This window comes from Flavobacterium chryseum (assembly GCF_004362015.1).
Classification (GTDB): Bacteria; Bacteroidota; Bacteroidia; order Flavobacteriales; family Flavobacteriaceae; genus Flavobacterium.
Genome location: NZ_SNWW01000002.1, coordinates 501,625 through 519,946 on the forward strand (window position 1 = coordinate 501,625; position 18,322 = coordinate 519,946).

At 32.1% G+C, this 18,322-nt stretch carries 21 protein-coding genes; 14 read left to right on the forward strand and 7 right to left on the reverse strand.

The genetic code is table 11. The features are described 5' to 3' along the window. Positions 1 to 46: 46 nt before the first annotated feature. The 3 genes from EV143_RS05910 to EV143_RS05920 all read left to right on the forward strand — a co-directional run bounded on the left by EV143_RS05910 (position 47) and on the right by EV143_RS05920 (position 2,149). Entirely contained in the window at positions 47 to 898 is an 852-nt protein-coding gene (locus EV143_RS05910) for an aldose 1-epimerase family protein (RefSeq protein ID WP_133507045.1), read from the forward strand. Between the two features lie 10 nt (positions 899 to 908). Next, entirely contained in the window at positions 909 to 1,457 is a 549-nt protein-coding gene (locus EV143_RS05915) for a GNAT family N-acetyltransferase (RefSeq protein ID WP_133507046.1), read from the forward strand. 137 nt (positions 1,458 to 1,594) lie between these two features. Beyond that, the gene (locus EV143_RS05920; RefSeq protein ID WP_133507047.1) at positions 1,595 to 2,149 is read left to right on the forward strand and encodes a DUF3575 domain-containing protein; all 555 of its coding nucleotides are present in this window, start codon (positions 1,595 to 1,597) and stop codon (positions 2,147 to 2,149) included. On the opposite strand, the gene EV143_RS05925 is transcribed toward EV143_RS05920, so the two are convergent. After that, a complete protein-coding gene (locus EV143_RS05925) occupies positions 2,150 to 2,377 on the reverse strand; it encodes a VF530 family protein (protein ID WP_133507048.1) in 228 nt (75 codons plus the stop codon). 170 nt (positions 2,378 to 2,547) lie between these two features. Between EV143_RS05925 and smpB the strand changes: the two genes are divergently transcribed. The 3 genes from smpB (at position 2,548) to EV143_RS05940 (ending at position 4,842) form a co-directional block, all read left to right on the forward strand. Beyond that, on the forward strand, positions 2,548 to 3,003 hold the full coding sequence (gene smpB / locus EV143_RS05930) for an SsrA-binding protein SmpB (protein WP_133507049.1): 456 nt from the start codon (positions 2,548 to 2,550) through the stop codon (positions 3,001 to 3,003). A gap of 68 nt (positions 3,004 to 3,071) precedes the next feature. Then, a complete protein-coding gene (locus EV143_RS05935) occupies positions 3,072 to 3,710 on the forward strand; it encodes a DUF4136 domain-containing protein (protein ID WP_133507050.1) in 639 nt (212 codons plus the stop codon). An 82-nt stretch (positions 3,711 to 3,792) separates the two neighbouring features. Further along, positions 3,793 to 4,842 carry a Fic family protein gene (locus tag EV143_RS05940; RefSeq protein ID WP_133507051.1) on the forward strand — a complete coding sequence of 350 codons (1,050 nt, stop codon included), beginning with the start codon at positions 3,793 to 3,795 and terminating at the stop codon, positions 4,840 to 4,842. A 27-nt stretch (positions 4,843 to 4,869) separates the two neighbouring features. On the opposite strand, the gene EV143_RS05945 is transcribed toward EV143_RS05940, so the two are convergent. Beyond that, entirely contained in the window at positions 4,870 to 5,511 is a 642-nt protein-coding gene (locus EV143_RS05945) for a protein-L-isoaspartate(D-aspartate) O-methyltransferase (RefSeq protein ID WP_133507052.1), read from the reverse strand. A 143-nt stretch (positions 5,512 to 5,654) separates the two neighbouring features. Here EV143_RS05945 and EV143_RS05950 point away from each other — a divergent pair, with 143 nt between their 5' ends. The 8 genes from EV143_RS05950 to EV143_RS05985 all read left to right on the forward strand — a co-directional run bounded on the left by EV143_RS05950 (position 5,655) and on the right by EV143_RS05985 (position 12,815). Further along, the gene (locus EV143_RS05950) at positions 5,655 to 6,620 is read left to right on the forward strand and encodes a Gfo/Idh/MocA family protein (protein ID WP_133507053.1); all 966 of its coding nucleotides are present in this window, start codon (positions 5,655 to 5,657) and stop codon (positions 6,618 to 6,620) included. 91 nt (positions 6,621 to 6,711) lie between these two features. Continuing rightward, a complete protein-coding gene (locus EV143_RS05955) occupies positions 6,712 to 7,605 on the forward strand; it encodes a 3-hydroxyacyl-CoA dehydrogenase family protein (protein WP_133507054.1) in 894 nt (297 codons plus the stop codon). 12 nt (positions 7,606 to 7,617) lie between these two features. Continuing rightward, on the forward strand, positions 7,618 to 8,274 hold the full coding sequence (locus tag EV143_RS05960) for a YggS family pyridoxal phosphate-dependent enzyme (RefSeq protein ID WP_133507055.1): 657 nt from the start codon (positions 7,618 to 7,620) through the stop codon (positions 8,272 to 8,274). A 69-nt stretch (positions 8,275 to 8,343) separates the two neighbouring features. Then, entirely contained in the window at positions 8,344 to 8,691 is a 348-nt protein-coding gene (locus tag EV143_RS05965; RefSeq protein WP_133507056.1) for a four helix bundle protein, read from the forward strand. A 101-nt stretch (positions 8,692 to 8,792) separates the two neighbouring features. Next, positions 8,793 to 10,154 carry an exonuclease domain-containing protein gene (locus EV143_RS05970; protein WP_133507057.1) on the forward strand — a complete coding sequence of 454 codons (1,362 nt, stop codon included), beginning with the start codon at positions 8,793 to 8,795 and terminating at the stop codon, positions 10,152 to 10,154. Between the two features lie 32 nt (positions 10,155 to 10,186). Then, positions 10,187 to 11,026 carry an ion transporter gene (locus tag EV143_RS05975; protein ID WP_133507058.1) on the forward strand — a complete coding sequence of 280 codons (840 nt, stop codon included), beginning with the start codon at positions 10,187 to 10,189 and terminating at the stop codon, positions 11,024 to 11,026. 52 nt (positions 11,027 to 11,078) lie between these two features. After that, complete coding sequence (gene miaA / locus EV143_RS05980; protein ID WP_133507059.1) at positions 11,079 to 11,999, forward strand: tRNA (adenosine(37)-N6)-dimethylallyltransferase MiaA; 921 nt, start codon at positions 11,079 to 11,081, stop codon at positions 11,997 to 11,999. Positions 12,000 to 12,068: 69 nt separating this feature from the next. After that, entirely contained in the window at positions 12,069 to 12,815 is a 747-nt protein-coding gene (locus tag EV143_RS05985) for an acyl-[acyl-carrier-protein] thioesterase (protein ID WP_133507060.1), read from the forward strand. Between the two features lie 44 nt (positions 12,816 to 12,859). On the opposite strand, the gene EV143_RS05990 is transcribed toward EV143_RS05985, so the two are convergent. The 5 genes from EV143_RS05990 to EV143_RS06010 all read right to left on the reverse strand — a co-directional run bounded on the left by EV143_RS05990 (position 12,860) and on the right by EV143_RS06010 (position 18,313). Beyond that, complete coding sequence (locus EV143_RS05990) at positions 12,860 to 13,390, reverse strand: hypothetical protein (protein ID WP_133507061.1); 531 nt, start codon at positions 13,388 to 13,390, stop codon at positions 12,860 to 12,862. Then, positions 13,377 to 14,066, reverse strand: coding sequence for a peptide chain release factor H (gene prfH / locus EV143_RS05995; RefSeq protein WP_133507062.1), 690 nt, complete (start codon positions 14,064 to 14,066; stop codon positions 13,377 to 13,379). Before prfH ends, EV143_RS05990 begins: the two co-directional genes overlap by 14 nt. Before the next feature lie 11 nt (positions 14,067 to 14,077). Then, positions 14,078 to 15,469, reverse strand: a complete 1,392-nt coding sequence (locus EV143_RS06000; RefSeq protein ID WP_133507063.1) for an RtcB family protein — start codon at positions 15,467 to 15,469, stop codon at positions 14,078 to 14,080. A gap of 537 nt (positions 15,470 to 16,006) precedes the next feature. Continuing rightward, positions 16,007 to 16,723 (reverse strand): response regulator transcription factor, encoded by a 717-nt coding sequence (locus EV143_RS06005; RefSeq protein ID WP_133507064.1) that lies wholly within the window; start codon positions 16,721 to 16,723, stop codon positions 16,007 to 16,009. A 3-nt stretch (positions 16,724 to 16,726) separates the two neighbouring features. Next, positions 16,727 to 18,313: a sensor histidine kinase gene (locus EV143_RS06010; RefSeq protein WP_133507065.1), complete on the reverse strand. Its 1,587-nt coding sequence runs from the start codon at positions 18,311 to 18,313 to the stop codon at positions 16,727 to 16,729. Positions 18,314 to 18,322 lie beyond the last annotated feature (9 nt).

Genomic DNA, 18,322 nt, shown 5'->3' on the forward strand with positions numbered 1-18,322 from the left:
TATTTACATCAGGATAAAAAACTAATTCTTTTCAATTACTATTATTTTGAACACAACTATAACAAATTCAAGACTTAAAGCTTCTATAAAACACGCAGGAGCTGAATTATTTTCATTAAAGGACAATCAAAACAAAGAATATATCTGGGAAGGCAATCCTGATTTCTGGGGCAAACACTCGCCGGTTCTTTTCCCGATTGTTGGAACTTTAAAAAACAACACTTATAAAATTGGTGAAAAAGAATATGAGTTGCCAAGACATGGTTTTGCTCGTGATATGGAATTTGAACTGATTGAAAAAACAGAAAATAGTGCCGTTTTTTCGTTACAATCTAATGAAGAAACGCTGAAGAAATATCCTTTTGAATTTGAATTGCAGCTTATTTACACAATTGAAGAAACCACTTTAGACATTCAATATAAAGTAATTAACAAAAGTGATACTAAAATGCCTTTTTCAATTGGAGCGCACCCGGCGATTGCATTGCCTGAAAAGTTTGAAAATTATGCTTTTGAATTCGAAAAAGAAGAAACGCTAAAATACTATCTTTTAGAAAATGATTTAATATCTGATAAAACTAAAGTTCTTGAAACTACCAATAATTTGGTTCCTCTAGATTATAAATTGTTCAAAAATGATGCGTTGATTTTTAAAACTTTAGAGTCGAATTCGCTTACTATTCTTGAAGATTCCAAACCTTATATTAAAGTCGACTTTGAAGATTTTCCGAGTTTGGGAATCTGGACAAAAGTAAAAGCTCCATTTATATGTATTGAGCCGTGGCTGGGTTATTCTGATACCGCCAATAATTCAGGAAATTTATTCGAAAAAGAAGGGATTTTAATTTTGGATGCCCATCAGGAATTCAATTCAAAATTCAGTATACAAATATTATAAGATTTAGAAAATGCTAGAATTTAATTTTACACCATTCCCAATTATAGAAACAGAACGTTTACTATTAAAGAGAATTACTAATGAGGATGTAAACGAAATTTTTGAATTGCGTTCGAATCCTGAAACCATGAAATATATTCCGAGACCTTTGGCAAAAACTGCTGAGGAAGCTTTGGAACATATCGCTATGATCGAAGATAAAATCGTAACAAACGTAGGCATTAATTGGGGAATTACATTAAAAGATAATCCGAAACTATTAGGTATTATTGGTTATTACAGAATGCAGCCTGAAAATTATCGTGCAGAAATTGGCTATATGTTATTGCCGGAATTTCACGGAAAAGGAATTATGCCTGAAGCTGTTAATAAACTTATTCGTTATGGTTTTGATGATTTAAAACTGCATTCGATAGAAGCGGTAATTGCTCCCGAAAATTTTGCATCAGAAAAAGTGTTGCAAAAATGTGGTTTTGTAAAAGAAGCGCATTTTAAAGAATCTGATTTTTACGAGGGACGTTTTCTAGATAAAGTAATTTACTCATTGTTAGACAAATAAAGCTTTTTATGGTTTTTAATGAAAGGAAGTCTTCTAAAAACTTCCTTTTTTTTACAATAGTAGCTTTCATTTTGCGTTATATTTGCATCCGAAATAAGTAAAATACAACTTATTTTGTTGCCATGAAAATCTACTTTATGAAAAAATTATTCATTGTATTTATACTTTTATTTTCTATCCAAATACAAAGTCAAACCTATATAAAATTCAACGCAGCTACTGCAATAATAGCAGTTCCAAATATTGGAATTGAAACAAGCATTGGAGAAAAAACTACTTTTAGTGTTGATGTTATGGCTTCTTTCTGGGAATCTTTCAACGGGCATCATCCAATGAAATTTTACACTTTAACTCCTGAAATACGTTATCATTTTAAAGAAAAATACAATGGTTTTTATGTAGGTGCTCATGCCGGTCCTGACGTTTATGAGCTTCAAAAATGGAATTATTTTGATTCTAATAAATATGAACACGGTTTTGGTTACAGATTAGGAGTTACGGTAGGTTATAATATTAAAATAAATGATAAATTTTTATTAGATATTTTTGCGGGTGGCGGTTGGCATCAAGGATTTTATCATGGATATTATAATGATGGAACTCCAGGAAGATATGAAAAAGCTACAAATTGGAATAGAAGCGGCGAATGGCTTCCGTACCGTGGCGGCGTGATGCTTTCGTATAAACTGTAATTAATTGGTCAGTTTAGGAAGAGATTTTACATATAACTCTTCAACCTTTTTGCGAGCCCAATCGGTTTTTCTTAAAAAAGTAAGACTTGATTTTATACTTGGATTTGCTTTAAAACATTTTACCGGAATTAATTCTGATAAAGTATCAAAACCATAATGAGCAACTAATTTTTCTAATATTGCCTGAAGCGTAATTCCGTGTAAAGGATCTTTAGATTGATTTTGCATTTTATAAATAATATTAAAAAACCATACTCCAGTATGGTTTTTGTTTTTACAAAATTAGTAAATTGAAATCTAAATCGATTAGATAACTACTTAAAGCTAATTATAGAATCTGAAAATCTTTAAATATTCAAAAACTGGAAAGTTTTTCAATTTTGTTTACATTTGTACTTATGTTAAAAACAGTCAATATACTTAATAAGAGAGCTCGATTTGATTATGAGATAATCGATACCTATACTGCCGGAATTGTTTTGTCCGGAACCGAAATTAAATCTATACGATTAGGGAAAGCTAATATCACTGAGAGTTTTTGTGAATTTAGTAACCTTGAACTTTTTGCTATAAATACCTATATCGAAGAATATACGTTTGGAAATCAGTTCAATCATAAATCCAGAAGCGAAAGAAAGTTGCTATTAAATAAAAAAGAATTAAAAAGCCTTCATAAAAGTATTCAGGCTAAAGGTTTAACTATTGTTCCGCTAAAATTATTTACAAATGAAAAAGGCCTTGCAAAATTGCAAATTGGTCTTTGTAAAGGAAAGAAAAACTACGACAAACGTGAATCTCTTAAAGAGCAGGATACAAAACGCGATTTAGACCGAATAAAAAAGGCTTACAACTAATTTATTCGAAATTCTTATTTTTTTAAAATTTTATACCTATTTTTACTACAGTAATCTAATTTTACGGTATGAAAAAGTATTTAATTTTGCTGGTGATTCTTGTGTTTTGGAGTTGTGGAAGTAATACTTCTATTGTGAGTAGTTGGAGAGATCCCAAAATTACGGTAGCTCAAGAAGAATTTAAAAAAGTTTTGGTTGTTGCCTTGGTAAAAGATGAGGCATCGAGAAGAATAACCGAAAATAGAATTGCAGCCAGCAATACTATTTTTAGAACATCTTACCAATATCTAAACGAAACTACTTCGAACTTAACGAAGGAACAAAAATTAAAAATTCTACAAGATGAGAATTTTGATGGAGTTATTACAATGAGATTGGTAAGCACTGAAAAAGAGACTAATTATGTTCCCGGAACTTATACCGGAATGTATTACGGCGGATTTGACGGAATGTACACCGGAATGTATGGTTACGGATTTGGGAACTGGTACGGAATGTATTCGCCAACTTTCTACGATCCAGGATATTATCAGGAAACTACCTCTTATATGGTTGAAACTAATATCTTTTCACTAAAAGATAATAAGCTAATCTGGACAGGAACTACGAAATCAGATTACGTTACAGATGTTGGCCAAACTGTAGATGCTATTATGCAGGCAGTTGTGGCAGAAATGAGAAAAGACGGTTCTTTGCCTAAAAAATAAATTTACAAAAGCAATATTTTTAAATGTTGCTTTTTTTATAAAAATTAAAATGACTGCAATTGTCAAGACTTGAATTTTCATCATGAAATCACTTTTAAAAAATGCACGGGAACAAAAAGGTTTAAAGACACGCGAAGTTGCACAAATACTGGGCATTGATCAAGCATTAATAAGTAAGTTTGAATCAGGAACAAGAAAACCAACCCGAGAACAAATCACAAAGCTGTCTCAACTTTTAGAAATAGATTACGAAACTTTGATGATTGCCTGGCTTAAAGAAAAAATTCTTTATGAAATTGGCGATGATGAGTTTGCCTTGAAAGCATTAAAAGTAGCAGAAGATGAAATCAAATATAGTAAAGCTAAATCAAATTTAAAATTATCAGCATCTTTAGAAAAAATTCTAAAAGAAATTGATTCTCTAAAAGATAAATTAGATTCTTATAAGCAATTTGACAGTTACAAAATTAAACAGGCACTCGAACTTGAATATACTTTTGAAAGCAATAGAATTGAAGGAAATACAATGACACTTCGCGAAACCGACATGGTCATTAATGAAGGTTTGACTATTTCCGGAAAAAGCATGAGAGAACATCTGGAAGCGATAAACCATCAGGAAGCTATTGGCTTTATTAAAGATTTGATCAGTAAAAACAATTCTTTTAATGAACGGGATCTTTTATCTATTCATAATTTAATTTTGAGAGGAATTATTCCCGAAAATGCTGGTCGTTATCGAAAAGTTCAGGTTATGATTCAAGGAAGCAGTCATATGCCGCCACAACCTTTGATGGTAACTCAAGAAATGGAAGAATATTTTATCTGGTACGAAATCAATAAAAATAAATTACATCCTGTAATTTTAGCCGCAGAAATGCACGAAAGATTATTGACAATTTATCCTTTTATTGATGGAAACGGAAGAACTTCACGATTGGTCATGAATTTAATTCTAATGCAAAAAGGATATATTATTGCAAATATAAAAGTCGATTATGAGAGTCGAATGCAATATTATCAAGCATTAGAAACTGCTCAAACTAAAAAAGATAAAGAAGCTTTTTTGCTTTTTATTGCTCAGGCTGAGAAAGAAAGTTTGGAAAAATACATTGGTATTCTTACGCAATAAAAAAGCCCAATTAAATGGGCTTTCAATTTAATTTTTATGTTCTAATAAAGGAACAAATCGAAACTCTCCAAACTCATGTTTTTCGAATTGCGTTTCGTTTTTACGAATTAATAAAGTCATAATCTGAACCTCTTCTCCTAGCGGAATAACGAGCCTTCCTCCTATTTTTAACTGTGCCATTAAGGGCTGCGGAATAAACGGCGCGCCCGCAGTAACAATTATACTGTCAAACGGTGCATAACTTGGTAACCCTTTATAACCATCTCCAAAAGACAAATGTTTTGGTCGGATATTCAGTTTAGGAAACAAATTTGACGTTTGTTTAAACAATTCGTTTTGTCTTTCAATACTATAAACTTTAGCGCCCAGCATACACAAAACGGCAGTTTGATAACCTGAACCGGTACCAATTTCAAGAACTTTATGTTCTTTTTTAACTTCTAATAACTGCGATTGAAAAGCAACGGTGTAAGGCTGAGAAATAGTTTGCCCCGCACCAATCGGAAACGCCTTGTCCTGATAAGCATAATCTTCAAAACTTGAATTTAAAAAAAGATGTCTTGGAATTTTTTTAATTGCCTCCAAAACTGCCTTATCAGTAATTCCTTTTTGTTCTAAAGTGCTTACTAATTGATTACGAAGTCCTTGATGTTTGGCAGTATCTTTCAAAATGAGCTAGTTTTATTTGGGCAAAAATAAGAAACAAAAAAAGAAATCTAATATTGATTTTTAATTATTAAATCGCTAAATCTTTATTGCATTCACTTTTACTTTCAACAAATAAATTATATTTTTGTTTAAAATACATTCTCATGTTAAAAGTAGGAGTTTTAGGTGCTGGTCATCTTGGTAAAATACATTTACGCTTATTACAACAATCTGACAAATACGAATTAGTTGGATTTTACGACGAAAATCAGGAAAATGCCGAAAGAATTTCAAAAGAATTTGGCTATAAAAACTTCAGCACTATTGCAAAATTAATTCACGCTGTGGATGTAATCGATATTGTAACGCCAACACTTTCACACTATAAATGTGCTAAAGTAGCAATCAAATCTGGCAAACATATCTTTATAGAAAAACCAATTGCTAATACTGTTCAGGAAGCTGAAGAAATTATCGCATTAGCCAAAGAATACAACGTAAAAGGTCAGGTTGGTCATGTAGAGCGTTTTAATCCCGCTTTTATTGCTACAAAAAACATGATCGAAAATCCGATGTTTATAGAAACACATCGTTTGGCAGAGTTTAATCCGCGTGGTACTGATGTTCCTGTGGTTCTGGATTTAATGATTCATGATATTGATGCCATTTTGAGTGTTGTAAATTCGAAAGTAAAAAACATTAATGCAAGTGGTGTATCTGTTATTAGTGATACTCCGGATATTGCCAATGCAAGAATCGAATTCGAAAATGGTTGTGTTGCTAATTTAACAGCAAGCAGAATTTCGATGAAAAATATGCGCAAAACACGTTTCTTCCAAAAAGATGCTTACATATCAGTTGACTTTCTGGAGAAAAGATGTGAAGTTGTCCGTATGAAAGATGCACCGGAAGTTCCGGGAGATTTTGATATGATTCTGCAAAATGCCGAAGGTGTAAAAAAACAAATCTATTTTACAAATCCCGACGTAGAACAAAATAATGCAATTCTTGACGAATTAGAATCATTTGCACACGCCATAAATACAGATACAACACCAGTTGTAACGCTTGAACAAGCTACAGATGCTTTAAGAGTAGCGTATCAAATTATTGATTGCTTCGATAAATAATACAAAAATATAACTCATTATTTTTAAGGTTTAAAGTTGGCAAAAAAGCTACTTTAAACCTTAACTTTTAAAATTAAAATACCAAAATTAAATGAAAACGATAGCTGTAATTGGTGCAGGAACAATGGGTAACGGAATTGCTCATACTTTTGCACAAAGTGGTTTTACTGTAAAACTGATTGATGTTTCTGAGAAATCATTAGATAAAGGAATGGCAACTATTGTCGCTAACTTAGACAGAATGCTGTCTAAAGGAACTATTACTCAGGAAGATGTTGCCAAAACTATTACCAATATTATTACGTATACTGATATAAAAGATGGTGTTGTTGGTGTTGATTTAGTAGTTGAAGCTGCCACAGAAAATGTCGAGCTAAAACTGAATATTTTTAAACAATTAAATGAAGCTTGTTCTCATAATACGATTTTAGCAACCAATACTTCTTCAATATCTATTACACAAATTGGAGCCGTTGTATCACATCCTGAACGTGTTATCGGAATGCATTTTATGAATCCGGTGCCTATTATGAAATTAGTCGAAATCATTCGCGGATACAATACGAGCGATGAAGTTACTAAAATCATCATGGATCTATCTGAGAAATTAGGAAAAACTCCTGTTGAAGTCAATGATTATCCGGGTTTCGTGGCAAACAGAATTTTGATGCCCATGCTAAACGAAGCTATCGAAACGTTATATAATAAAGTTGCAGGTGTTTATGAAATTGATACGGTAATGAAGTTAGGAATGGGACATCCGATGGGACCGCTTCAACTAGCTGATTTTATTGGACTTGATGTTTGTCTTGCAATTTTGAATGTAATGTACGAAGGTTTCAAAAATCCAAAATATGCTCCTTGCCCGTTATTAGTAAATATGGTTAGAGCCGGTAAATTAGGAGTGAAATCCGGAGAAGGTTTTTATGATTATAGCGAAAGCAAAAAGGCAGAGAAAATCTCTAAGCAGTTTATTCTTTCATAAAAAAGAAATACCATGTCGATTCAATCGAATTTAAATACTATTAAAGCAACTTTACCTGAAAACGTAACATTAGTTGCAGTTTCTAAAACCAAACCTGTTTCAGACTTAATGCAAGCCTACGAAGCCGGCCAGCGTGTTTTTGGGGAAAACAAAATTCAGGAAATGGCTGATAAGTGGGAAGAAATGCCAAAGGACATTCAATGGCATATGATTGGTCACGTTCAGTCGAATAAAGTCAAATTTATGGCACCATTTGTGAGTTTGATTCATGGAGTTGATAGTTTGAAATTATTGCAGGAAATTAACAAGCAAGCTTTAAAAAATAACAGAATTATAGATTGCCTGCTTCAAATTTATATTGCTGAGGAAGAAACTAAATTTGGTTTGGATGAAAATGAATTAAATGAATTATTATCTTCATCAGAACTGAAAGAATTCAAAAACATTCGTATCTTAGGTTTAATGGGAATGGCAACTTTTACAGAAAACCAAAACCAGATCCAAAAAGAATTTGCACATTTAAAGTCTATTTTCGATTCGATAAAAAAGAAAAACAAATTAGAATCTTTCTCTACGATATCGATGGGAATGTCAGGAGATTACCAACTTGCGATAGAATGTGGCAGCACAATGGTTCGCATTGGAAGCAGCATTTTTGGAGGTCGATAATTCAAAAATCAATATCAATTGCAAAAATCAATATCAATTATAATTGCAATTTTAAAATCAATAATTTAAATGGAGAAAATATTCAATTTTGAAGATCGATTAGTTCGCTTCGCTGGAGAATGTATTTTCTTTACAAGACAATTAGAGCGATTATTTGAAAATGAATATTATAAAAATCAATTAATCAGATCATCAGGAAGCGCTTCCTTAAATTTTGGAGAAGCCCAAGGTACAATCACTGATAAAGATTTTATCTTTAAAGTCTCATTAGTTGTCAAAGAGTTAAAAGAATCTAGAAACTCTTTAAAAATTTTAGATTATATAAAAGAAGGTGATGGCGATAAAAGAAATAAGCTGCTAATAGAAGTAGAACAACTTATTGCAATTTCATCAAAAATGATAATAAATAAAAAATAATTCAATTACGATGGCGATGTCAATTAAAATAACAATTTTCAGAAATTGAAATTGATTTTTGAAATTGACATTGCTATTGATTTTTGAAATTGAGATTGAAAATGTACGCAATACTAGACATAGAAACAACTGGAGGCCAGTTTAATGAAGAAGGAATTACCGAAATCGCCATTTATAAATTTGACGGTCACGAAGTAGTTGACCAATTCATTAGCCTCGTTAATCCTGAAATTCCGATTCAGCCCTTTGTGGTAAAATTAACAGGGATTAATAATGCTATGCTGCATTCTGCACCTAAATTTTTTGAAGTTGCCAAACGCATTATAGAAATTACTTCAGATTGTATTATTGTAGCACATAATGCTTCTTTCGATTACAGAATTTTACGTACAGAATTCAGACGTTTGGGTTATGATTTTGAAGCCAGAACACTTTGTACCGTAGAACTTGCCAAAAAACTTATTCCAGAACAGCCATCCTACAGTTTAGGAAAATTAGTTCGTGCACTCGGAATCCCAATGGCTGACAGACATCGTGCCAGTGGAGATGCTATGGCAACGACAAAGTTGTTCAAAATGCTTCTCGAAAAAGACTTAGAAAAAACAATCGTGAAAGATTTTATAAAGCTTGAAGTCGAAAAAGGAATTGCTCCAAAATTACTCGATTTAGTAGCACAAATGCCATCTAAAACCGGTATATATTACATTCATAACGAAAGTGGGAATTTAATTTACATCGGCAAAAGCCAAAATATAAAGAAAAGAGTCAATCAGCATTTTACCGGAATTACAACTAAAAGTAAAAAAATTCAGGCCGAAGTTTTTACCATAACTTATGATGAAACAGGTAGTGAATTAATAGCGTTACTAAAAGAAAGCGAAGAAATAAAAATCAACAGACCGAAATACAATCGTTCACAACGAAAAACTAATTTTCCGTTTGCCGTATATGGTGAAAAGGATGCTAATGGATATTTAAACTTAAAGCTTGAAAAAGCAGACGGGCGTAAAAAAGAAATTCTTTCATACTCTAGTTTACAAGAAGGTAAAAATGCGCTTTTTAAATTTACTTCAAAATACCATTTGTGTCAAAAATTAACCGGACTTTATCAATCTAAAAAAGAGTGCTTTCAATATAAAATTAAAGAGTGCGATGGTGCTTGTATTGGCGAAATAACTAAAGAAGTATATAACGCCAGAGTACAGGAATTTGTGGCTGACAATAGTTTCGATAACAAAAGTATGATTTTGATGGACAGGGGAAGAAATGTCAATGAAAGAAGTGCAATCCTGATCGAAAATGGCGTTTATAAAGGCTATGCTTATTATGATTTGAATTACCAGATTACAAATATTGATATTCTGAAAAATATTTTAATTCCAATGCAGAACAACCGCGATGTAAAGAATATTATTCAAAATCACATTCGAAAAAGCAAATCGCTTAAAATTCTTCATTTTTAAACACCAACTAAACTTTCATTATCTTTATTGCTATGAGAAAAATGAAATCGAAATACGATATTTTTAGAGAGAGAATAAAAATCGTTCTTTACGGTACAAATACTATATTGGGCCGAATGTTCGATTTGGTTTTATTGGGGTTAATTCTATTGAGCGTTATTTTAATTATGATGGAAACCGTTCAGGGAATCAATCAAAAATACCACGATCAGCTTATTATTTGCGAATGGATTATCACCATTTTTTTTACTATCGAATATATCTTACGGATAATTTCAATTCAAAAACCGGTTAAATACATTTTTAGCTTTTACGGCATCATTGATTTACTTGCTGTTTTACCAATGTATTTATCAATATTTTTTCCGGGAGCAAGCATACTTTCTATTGTAAGATCATTACGTTTCTTCCGATTATTCAAGATTTTACATATTCCTCAAATATCACATCAATCGTTTCAATTGCGCGAAGCGATCGAAGCGAGTAAAGAAAAGATTCTTGTTTTTATTTATTTTGTACTGATAAGCACCGTAATAATTGGCTCCATAATGTATTTGATCGAAGGTCGGGAATCAGGATTTTCGAGTATTCCAATGAGCATTTATTGGACCATTGTAACCTTAACAACAGTAGGTTACGGAGATATTTCGCCACAAAAACCGCTTGGGCAATTCGTAGCTTCTCTGGTCATGATTCTGGGTTATGGAATAATTGCGGTTCCTACCGGAATTGTAACTGCTGAGTTCGCAAAAAACAACCTTAAAAACAATAACGCAACTGGAAAAAAACAATGTCAAAAGTGTAATGCCCAACTTCATTTTGATAATGCAAGATATTGTTTTCAATGCGGAACAGAACTACCTAATAATTAATTTAAAAAGCAATTTCGAGTTGTAGATTTCCAATCCCATTCGGGCGAAAAACATGAAATACTTAATCACCATTGTCGGACCAACAGCAATAGGCAAAACCGCCTTAAGTATTGCATTGGCACAACATTTTAAATGCGAAATACTATCTTGCGACAGCCGTCAGTTTTTTAAAGAAATGACAATTGGTACTGCGGTTCCAAATCAGGAAGAATTACAAGCTGCAACACATCATTTCATTCAAAATAAATCTATTTTCGAAAATTACACCGTTGGCGATTACGAAAAAGAAGCGCTTTCTAAATTAGAGGAATTATATAAAAATAATGATTTTGCTATTTTAATTGGTGGTTCCGGTTTATATGTTGACGCTGTTTTAAAGGGTTTTGATGAATTTCCTGAAATTGATCCCGAAATACGATCAGCAGTAAATTCAAATTATGAAAAGCTTGGAATTGAATATCTTCAGGAACAATTGCAACGTTTAGATCCTGATTATTTTCAAAAAATAATGATAGAAAATCCGCAGACACTTCAAAACCCGCAACGAATGATGCGTTTTGTAGAAGTGTGCATCGGAACTCAAAAACCTTATTCCACTTTCCTAAATCAGAAAAAAAACAATAGAAACTTCACTCCTATTTTAATTGGTCTTGAAGCAGATAGACAAATTATTTACGACCGTATCAACCAACGTGTTGCTATTATGATGAGCGAAGGTTTGTTAGAAGAAGCAAAAAAATTATATCCAAATAAGGCGTTAAATGCACTTCAAACAGTCGGTTATAGAGAATTATTTAGTCATTTTGATGAAGAATTCTCGTTAGCTTTTGCTATAGAAGAAATTAAAAAAAATACAAGAAGATTTTCTAAAAGGCAGCTTACCTGGTTCAAAAGAAATGAAAACACTAAATGGTTTGATTATGCAACAGACAGAAAAAAAATTATAAATTACATCGAAAATCTTCTAAAGTAAGGTATCTATTTCTATATTTTATTCTCGGAAAAAATCTAAAATCAACAATCTAAAATCTAAAATTAAAAAATGCCTATATCTCCAAATTTCACGTCTGTTTTAAGTAAAGAATGGGAAATCAATTTCACACAATGCACACCAAATGGTTATCTAAAATATACCGATTTATGTAATATTTTACAACTAACCGCTGCAGCACATTCTGAAATTGGAGGCATTAGTTTTTTTGACATGCAGGAATTTCACCAAGCCTGGGTTTTAAGCAGAATGCGTGTTGAAATTATCGCGTTACCAAAATGGCAAGATATTGTAACCGTAAAAACATGGATTAATAGTTTAGAGAATTCACGATCTGTTCGTGCACTTGAAATGTATGTAAATGGCAAAAAAATAGTAGGTTGCGAAACGTATTGGGCCGTTTTTAATACGCAGGCACGCCGTCCGGAAGCTTTGGCTTTGCCATACGAACATTTTGAATTGTTCCCCGAAAATCGTGCTACGATCGAAGGTTTTTCAAAGATTAACATCAACCACGAAAAAGAAGCTGTTTTCGAAAAAACTGTTTATCTATCAGATTTAGATATTGTAAATCACGTTAATAACGTTAAATATCTGGAATGGTGTTTGGATCATGTTGATCCAAAAAGAATCCTGAAACAAGAAGTTAAAAGCTTCGAAATGAATTTCATGAAAGAGCTTTCCTTACAAGATAATGTGGTAATTCACGAAAGTGAAGATGATGATCATACAACTGCAACATTCAGTATTACTAAAGGAGAAAAAACATGTTTTGCATTAGAGTTGCACTGGAAATAAAAAAAAACGATGCAACTCTGCATCGTTTTTAGTTTTAATCAAAATTATTTTGTTTTCTTTTTTGAATCTTTCTTGGATTTCTTGACTTTCTTTTTCAGTAAATCAATTTTACTTTGAATTCTTTTCTCTACCTCAGTAATGTCAGAATCAAAAGCAGCTTGTAAAGTGAAAAGTTTAGCATTTTTAATTTCCTTTAATGCATTTTTAAACTCCTGTTGTGCTTCAAAAAGTATCGCTTTCTTTACATAAATTTCAGATTTATTAATTCCTTTTATCGTTAGGGCAAAATCAATTAGTTTTTGCGCTTCTTCATAATCCTCATTCAAAATTAAAGTCTGTAAATAATACGGATATACTTCCAGCGCATGAATATTTATAGCCAAAGCTTGTTGAAAATAGGACTTAGCTTCTTCATAATTCCATAATTGTTCTGTCTGAATTCTGCCGTACAAACACAAAACCATCGTGTTTTTATCATTATAAGAAAAAGCATAATCGAGAGATTCAATAGTACCTTCAAGCCAATATGGATAATTATCCAAAGCCTGAAAAAGGTATTTATCAATTGTTTTCATTTCGTAAATAGTTTTTTAATTTCTGACGAGTTCCTTTGTAATTTTTCTCAACTTTATTTTTTTTGAAATCACTTCCGGTAAAAACTCTAACTGGATTTCCCCGCTCAATATTAAGCTGATTTTCCCATTGTTTTCCAACGTGATTTTTAAGCTGAATTAATTTTTCGTCTTCTAATTTTTTTAATAATCTTTCTGTTGCCAGTTTTTTGTTTTGGTGTTGCGAACGGCTGTCCATCGAAACAACTGCAATTCCTGTCGGTATATGAGTTGCTCTAATCGCAGAACTAACTTTATTAACATGTTGACCGCCTGCGCCTGAACTTCGCATGGCCTGATATTGAATATCATTTTCTAAAATTGATGTGTGTTTTTGTGGCTCAATTTCAAAAATACCAATGAACCAGTTTTTGCGTTTGTGCATTTTTCGAAACTGACTTTGACCAATCCATTGAATGGTTCCTAGCCAGGAATTCACAAAACTCTCTGCATTTTTTCCTTTAACAGAGATAGTTGCTGTTTCAATAGTTCCGTTTTCGTCTCCTACTTCTCTTTGAAGTAAAATCACTTCTAACTGCTGATCCTGTGCTTCTTCCAAAACTTTTTTAAGCACTTGGGCGACAACCCAAGTGCATTCTGCAGGTCCGCGACCCGCTGTTATCTGAATTATTTTTTCCATTTTAATTTCTTTTATCGGTCCATTCTAACAATCTTTGGTGTGAAAGTTCCAAGAACTTCTACCAACTCTGTTTGATTTCCCATCACCTTTGTAATGTCTTTGTAAGCCATTGGTGCTTCGTCGATATTTCCACCAATTAAGGTTACATCATTTGCTTTCAATACTTTTTTAATATCACTTTGCGTGAAAGTACTTTTACATTTTGATCTTGAAAATAAACGTCCCGCCCCATGCGAAGCTGAGTTTAAACTAGCTGTATTTCCCTTACCTTTCACAATATATCCTGGAGCTGTCATAGAACCGGGAATTATACCCAGTTGACCTTCAGCTGCAGGAGTTGCACCTTTTCTGTGCACGATGCATTCTTTTCCGTTTACCATTTCTTTCCAGGCAAAATTGTGATGATTTTCAATCGTTACCACAACTCTTTTTCCTATTGCTTTGGCAATTCTTCTATGAATATCATCATGACAGGCTTTTGCATATTCTCCTGCTAAATTCATCGCTAGCCAATATTCCTGACCGTCATGGGTATTAAGATCTAACCATGCTAAGTGCTGAACATTTCTCGGTAACGGACATTGTTTTGTTGCCAGATATGTATAATGTTTTGCAATGTTTGCTCCTAAACCGCGAGAACCACTATGTGATAAAACCGCAAAATATTCGCCTACTCCCAACTTCCATTCATTCTCAGGATTATCAATCTTTGCAATTCCGAATTCAACAAAATGATTTCCTCCGCCAGAACTGCCTAATTGCTTGTATGCTTTAGGCAACAGATTCTTTAAGAGCGGAATATCCTGAAATTCACTTTTGTAAAAAACTTCATGATCTGCTTTTGAGGCATGAGTTTCATTCATTCCAAATTTGGTATTGTCTTTTAAAATTGCCTGTAACTGATGCTCTTTTCCTTTGAAATAAGAAGCCGGTAAATCGAAAATTGAAAGACTCATTCTGCAGCCAATATCAACTCCAACTCCGTACGGAATAACCGCATTATCTGTTGCTAAAACTCCACCAATTGGCAATCCGTATCCTGAATGTGCATCCGGCATTAAAGCTCCAGCAACTGAAATTGGCAATTTTAAAGAATCATACAACTGAAACTTAGCTTGTTCATCGATTTCATTTTCTCCAAAAATGGTAAACGGAACTCTCGTTGTTTTAAGCTGATGCATTCTTACCTGAACTGGCTTTATTAAACCTTCGGCAACTTTTCCCCAAGTTCCGTCTCCTTCGAACTTTTCAGGATAAAGCAAAACTTGTTTGGCTTCTGTTAGAATAGATTCTTTTTTCTCTTTTTTTCTATATCTGTTTATTTGTCCTAAGGCGATGTTTATTGAATTATTTTTTGGAAAGCCCAATTTAATCAGGTCTTTTCCGGATAATTTATTTCCCATAAATTGTTTAATTATTGTTGTTTTTGCAAACCGATGCTTTCCAAAACTGAAAGGCTCTGAAAAAGTATAAGCGTGCGGAATCTTTTATCCAATTTGGATAAATAATAAATCGATTATTCGGGAAAATTTGAAGTGTCTAGAATAAAAAAAGCCCGAAACTAAATGTCTTCGGGCTTTTTATAGATCTAAAAATGAATTTCTAAGATTGAAATAAGCCACGAAGAAGCGCTGCACCCAATTCGTTTGGTCTGAAGCTTTGAGATGATGATGTTAATACAAACATTTTTCTTCGTTATTAAAGGGTTATTATTATTTTTTCGTCTGCAAATATTCAGAATAGTTTTTTGAATTTCCAAATTATTATCGGGAAAATTCGTGTAAAAAAATATCCACTGTTTTATTTTTATATTTAAAACGGAGTTACATGACTTAAAATCAATGCTATATAAATAAATTAATATTTTAAAAAAAGGCAAAAAAAAAGCACTGATTTCTCAGAGCTTTGATTTTTTTGGATGAACTAGTTTGTATTCTGTATTATTCTGCTACTTTGCTTTTAACAACTAATCTGAAACCTTCACCGTGAATGTTTAAAATTTCAACATCTTCGTCAGATTTTAGATATTTTCTTAATTTTGCAATGTAAACGTCCATACTTCTTGAAGTAAAGTAGTTATCATCTCTCCAGATTTTTGTTAATGCTAATTCTCTTGGCATTAAATCATTTTCGTGAAGAATCAACATTTTAAGTAATTCATTCTCTTTTGGAGATAATTTTATTGGTTCGTCATTTTCGAAAGTCAAAAATCTAAGTTTAGAATTTAAATGGAATTTTCCAATATTAAACTCAAACTGAACTTGTTCTGCTTTTGTATCTGCAGATTTTCTTTGAATGATTGCTTTGATTTTCATCAATAAAACTTCTGAATCAAAAGGTTTATTCAAATAATCATCAGCACCCGCTTTGTATCCCTTTAGCACATCTTCTTTCATTGATTTTGCAGTCAAGAAAATAATTGGCACTTCGCTATTTTTTTCTCTTATCTCTTTTGCTAAAGTATATCCATCCTTATAAGGCATCATTACATCAAGAATACATAAATCATATACATCCTTTTTGAATTTCTCGAAACCTTCCATACCGTTTTTAGCTAAAGTAACTTCAAAGTCATTTAACATTAGATAATCTTTAAGAACTGCCCCGAAATTAAGGTCATCTTCTACTAAAAGTATTCTTTTGTTATTATTTTCCATATTTTAATTTATTAATGGTATTTTTATTATAAAGGTGCTACCTTTTCCTTTTTCGCTTTCAACATATACTTGACCATTATGATCCTCAACTATCCTTTTTACATACGCAAGGCCTAAACCGTGACCTTTTACGTTATGTAAATCTCCTGTATGTTCTCTGTAAAATTTTTCAAAAACTCTTTTTTGAGCTATTTTACTCATACCAAGGCCATTATCTTTAACTTTTATCAGAATCATGTCTTTGACATTCTCTGTAAAAATTTCAATTTCAGGCACATCTGGCGAATATTTTATTGCATTCTCTAAAATATTAACCAAAACATTGGTAAAATGTACTTCATTTATCAAAGATGTTGTTCTGGCAGCATTATAGTGCTTTACAACTGTTCCTTGTCTGTCTTCTAAAATTAAATTTACATGCTCAATTGCATCATCAATAATATCATGAATGGCAGTTGGCTCTTTTGTAATATCAAGTTCCCTTTTTTCTAATTTAGAAATGCGCAGTACATTTTCAACCTGAGCGTGCATTCTTTTATTCTCATCTCTGATCATTTGAAGATAGCGAAAAACTTTCTCTTTATCCTCAATAATCTTAGGATTTTTTATCGCATCGAGTGCTAAATTTATCGTAGCAATTGGTGTTTTAAACTCATGCGTCATGTTATTTATAAAATCTGTTTTGATTTCAGAAATATGTTTTTGACGTAATAATTGGTTCAATGCACTTGTATATGCTATAATAATAATCAGTGTAAAAATGATTGATAATATGGTTATACTTAGCAATTCTGATAACAAAAATTTCTTTTTATGGGGAAAGGTAATGAACAACTCATATTTACTATTTCCTTCATTATCAGTATATATTGGTATATGGTAACTCGCATCTTTATCATAATGAAATCCATCAGATTTTATCTTTGTTGCCAAACCACTATTAAGAACTCCAAATTCAAACTTGGTTTTTACACCATATTCTTCCAGCTCTTTACGCAATAATTTATATAACTTATCTTTTGTGATTCTTCCTTCAATAGGAGTCAGAGAAGCGATATCTTTATACTGTATCTGTTGCTGAACTTTATTTAAAATATCTAAACTTCCTGATTTTTCTATCCTTAAATCCGGTATAATACTTTGTCCTAAAGTACTGTTATCGATATTATTATTGTTATTGTAAACTTCTGTTACTCGTTTTGAACTGAAATTTTTAAATCTCTCGCTGCTGAATTTTTTATTAAAAAGCGATCCGCTTATATCGTAATCTTCAGAAGTAAGTGTATTAGAATAAACAATCGTTTTATTTGTTTTTGTGTTTCTTTGAACGTAAAGAACCTCTAGTAGATCTTCTTTTTTAGGAATTTTACCTGTACTGTCTTTTATACGGTTGTATTTATCGTAAAAACTGTATTCTTCCTGCTGTTCAAGTTTATCAGCAACATTTCCGATTACCTGAGTAACGTGGTATTTAAATTGTTCGTCATTATTTTTGAACGAAGAGTTGAACCAAAATACCTGGACAAGAATTATCCCGATTAAAGACAAGCTCATCAACAAAACAAGTATTCTAAAAAATAATTTATTCATCGAAACAAA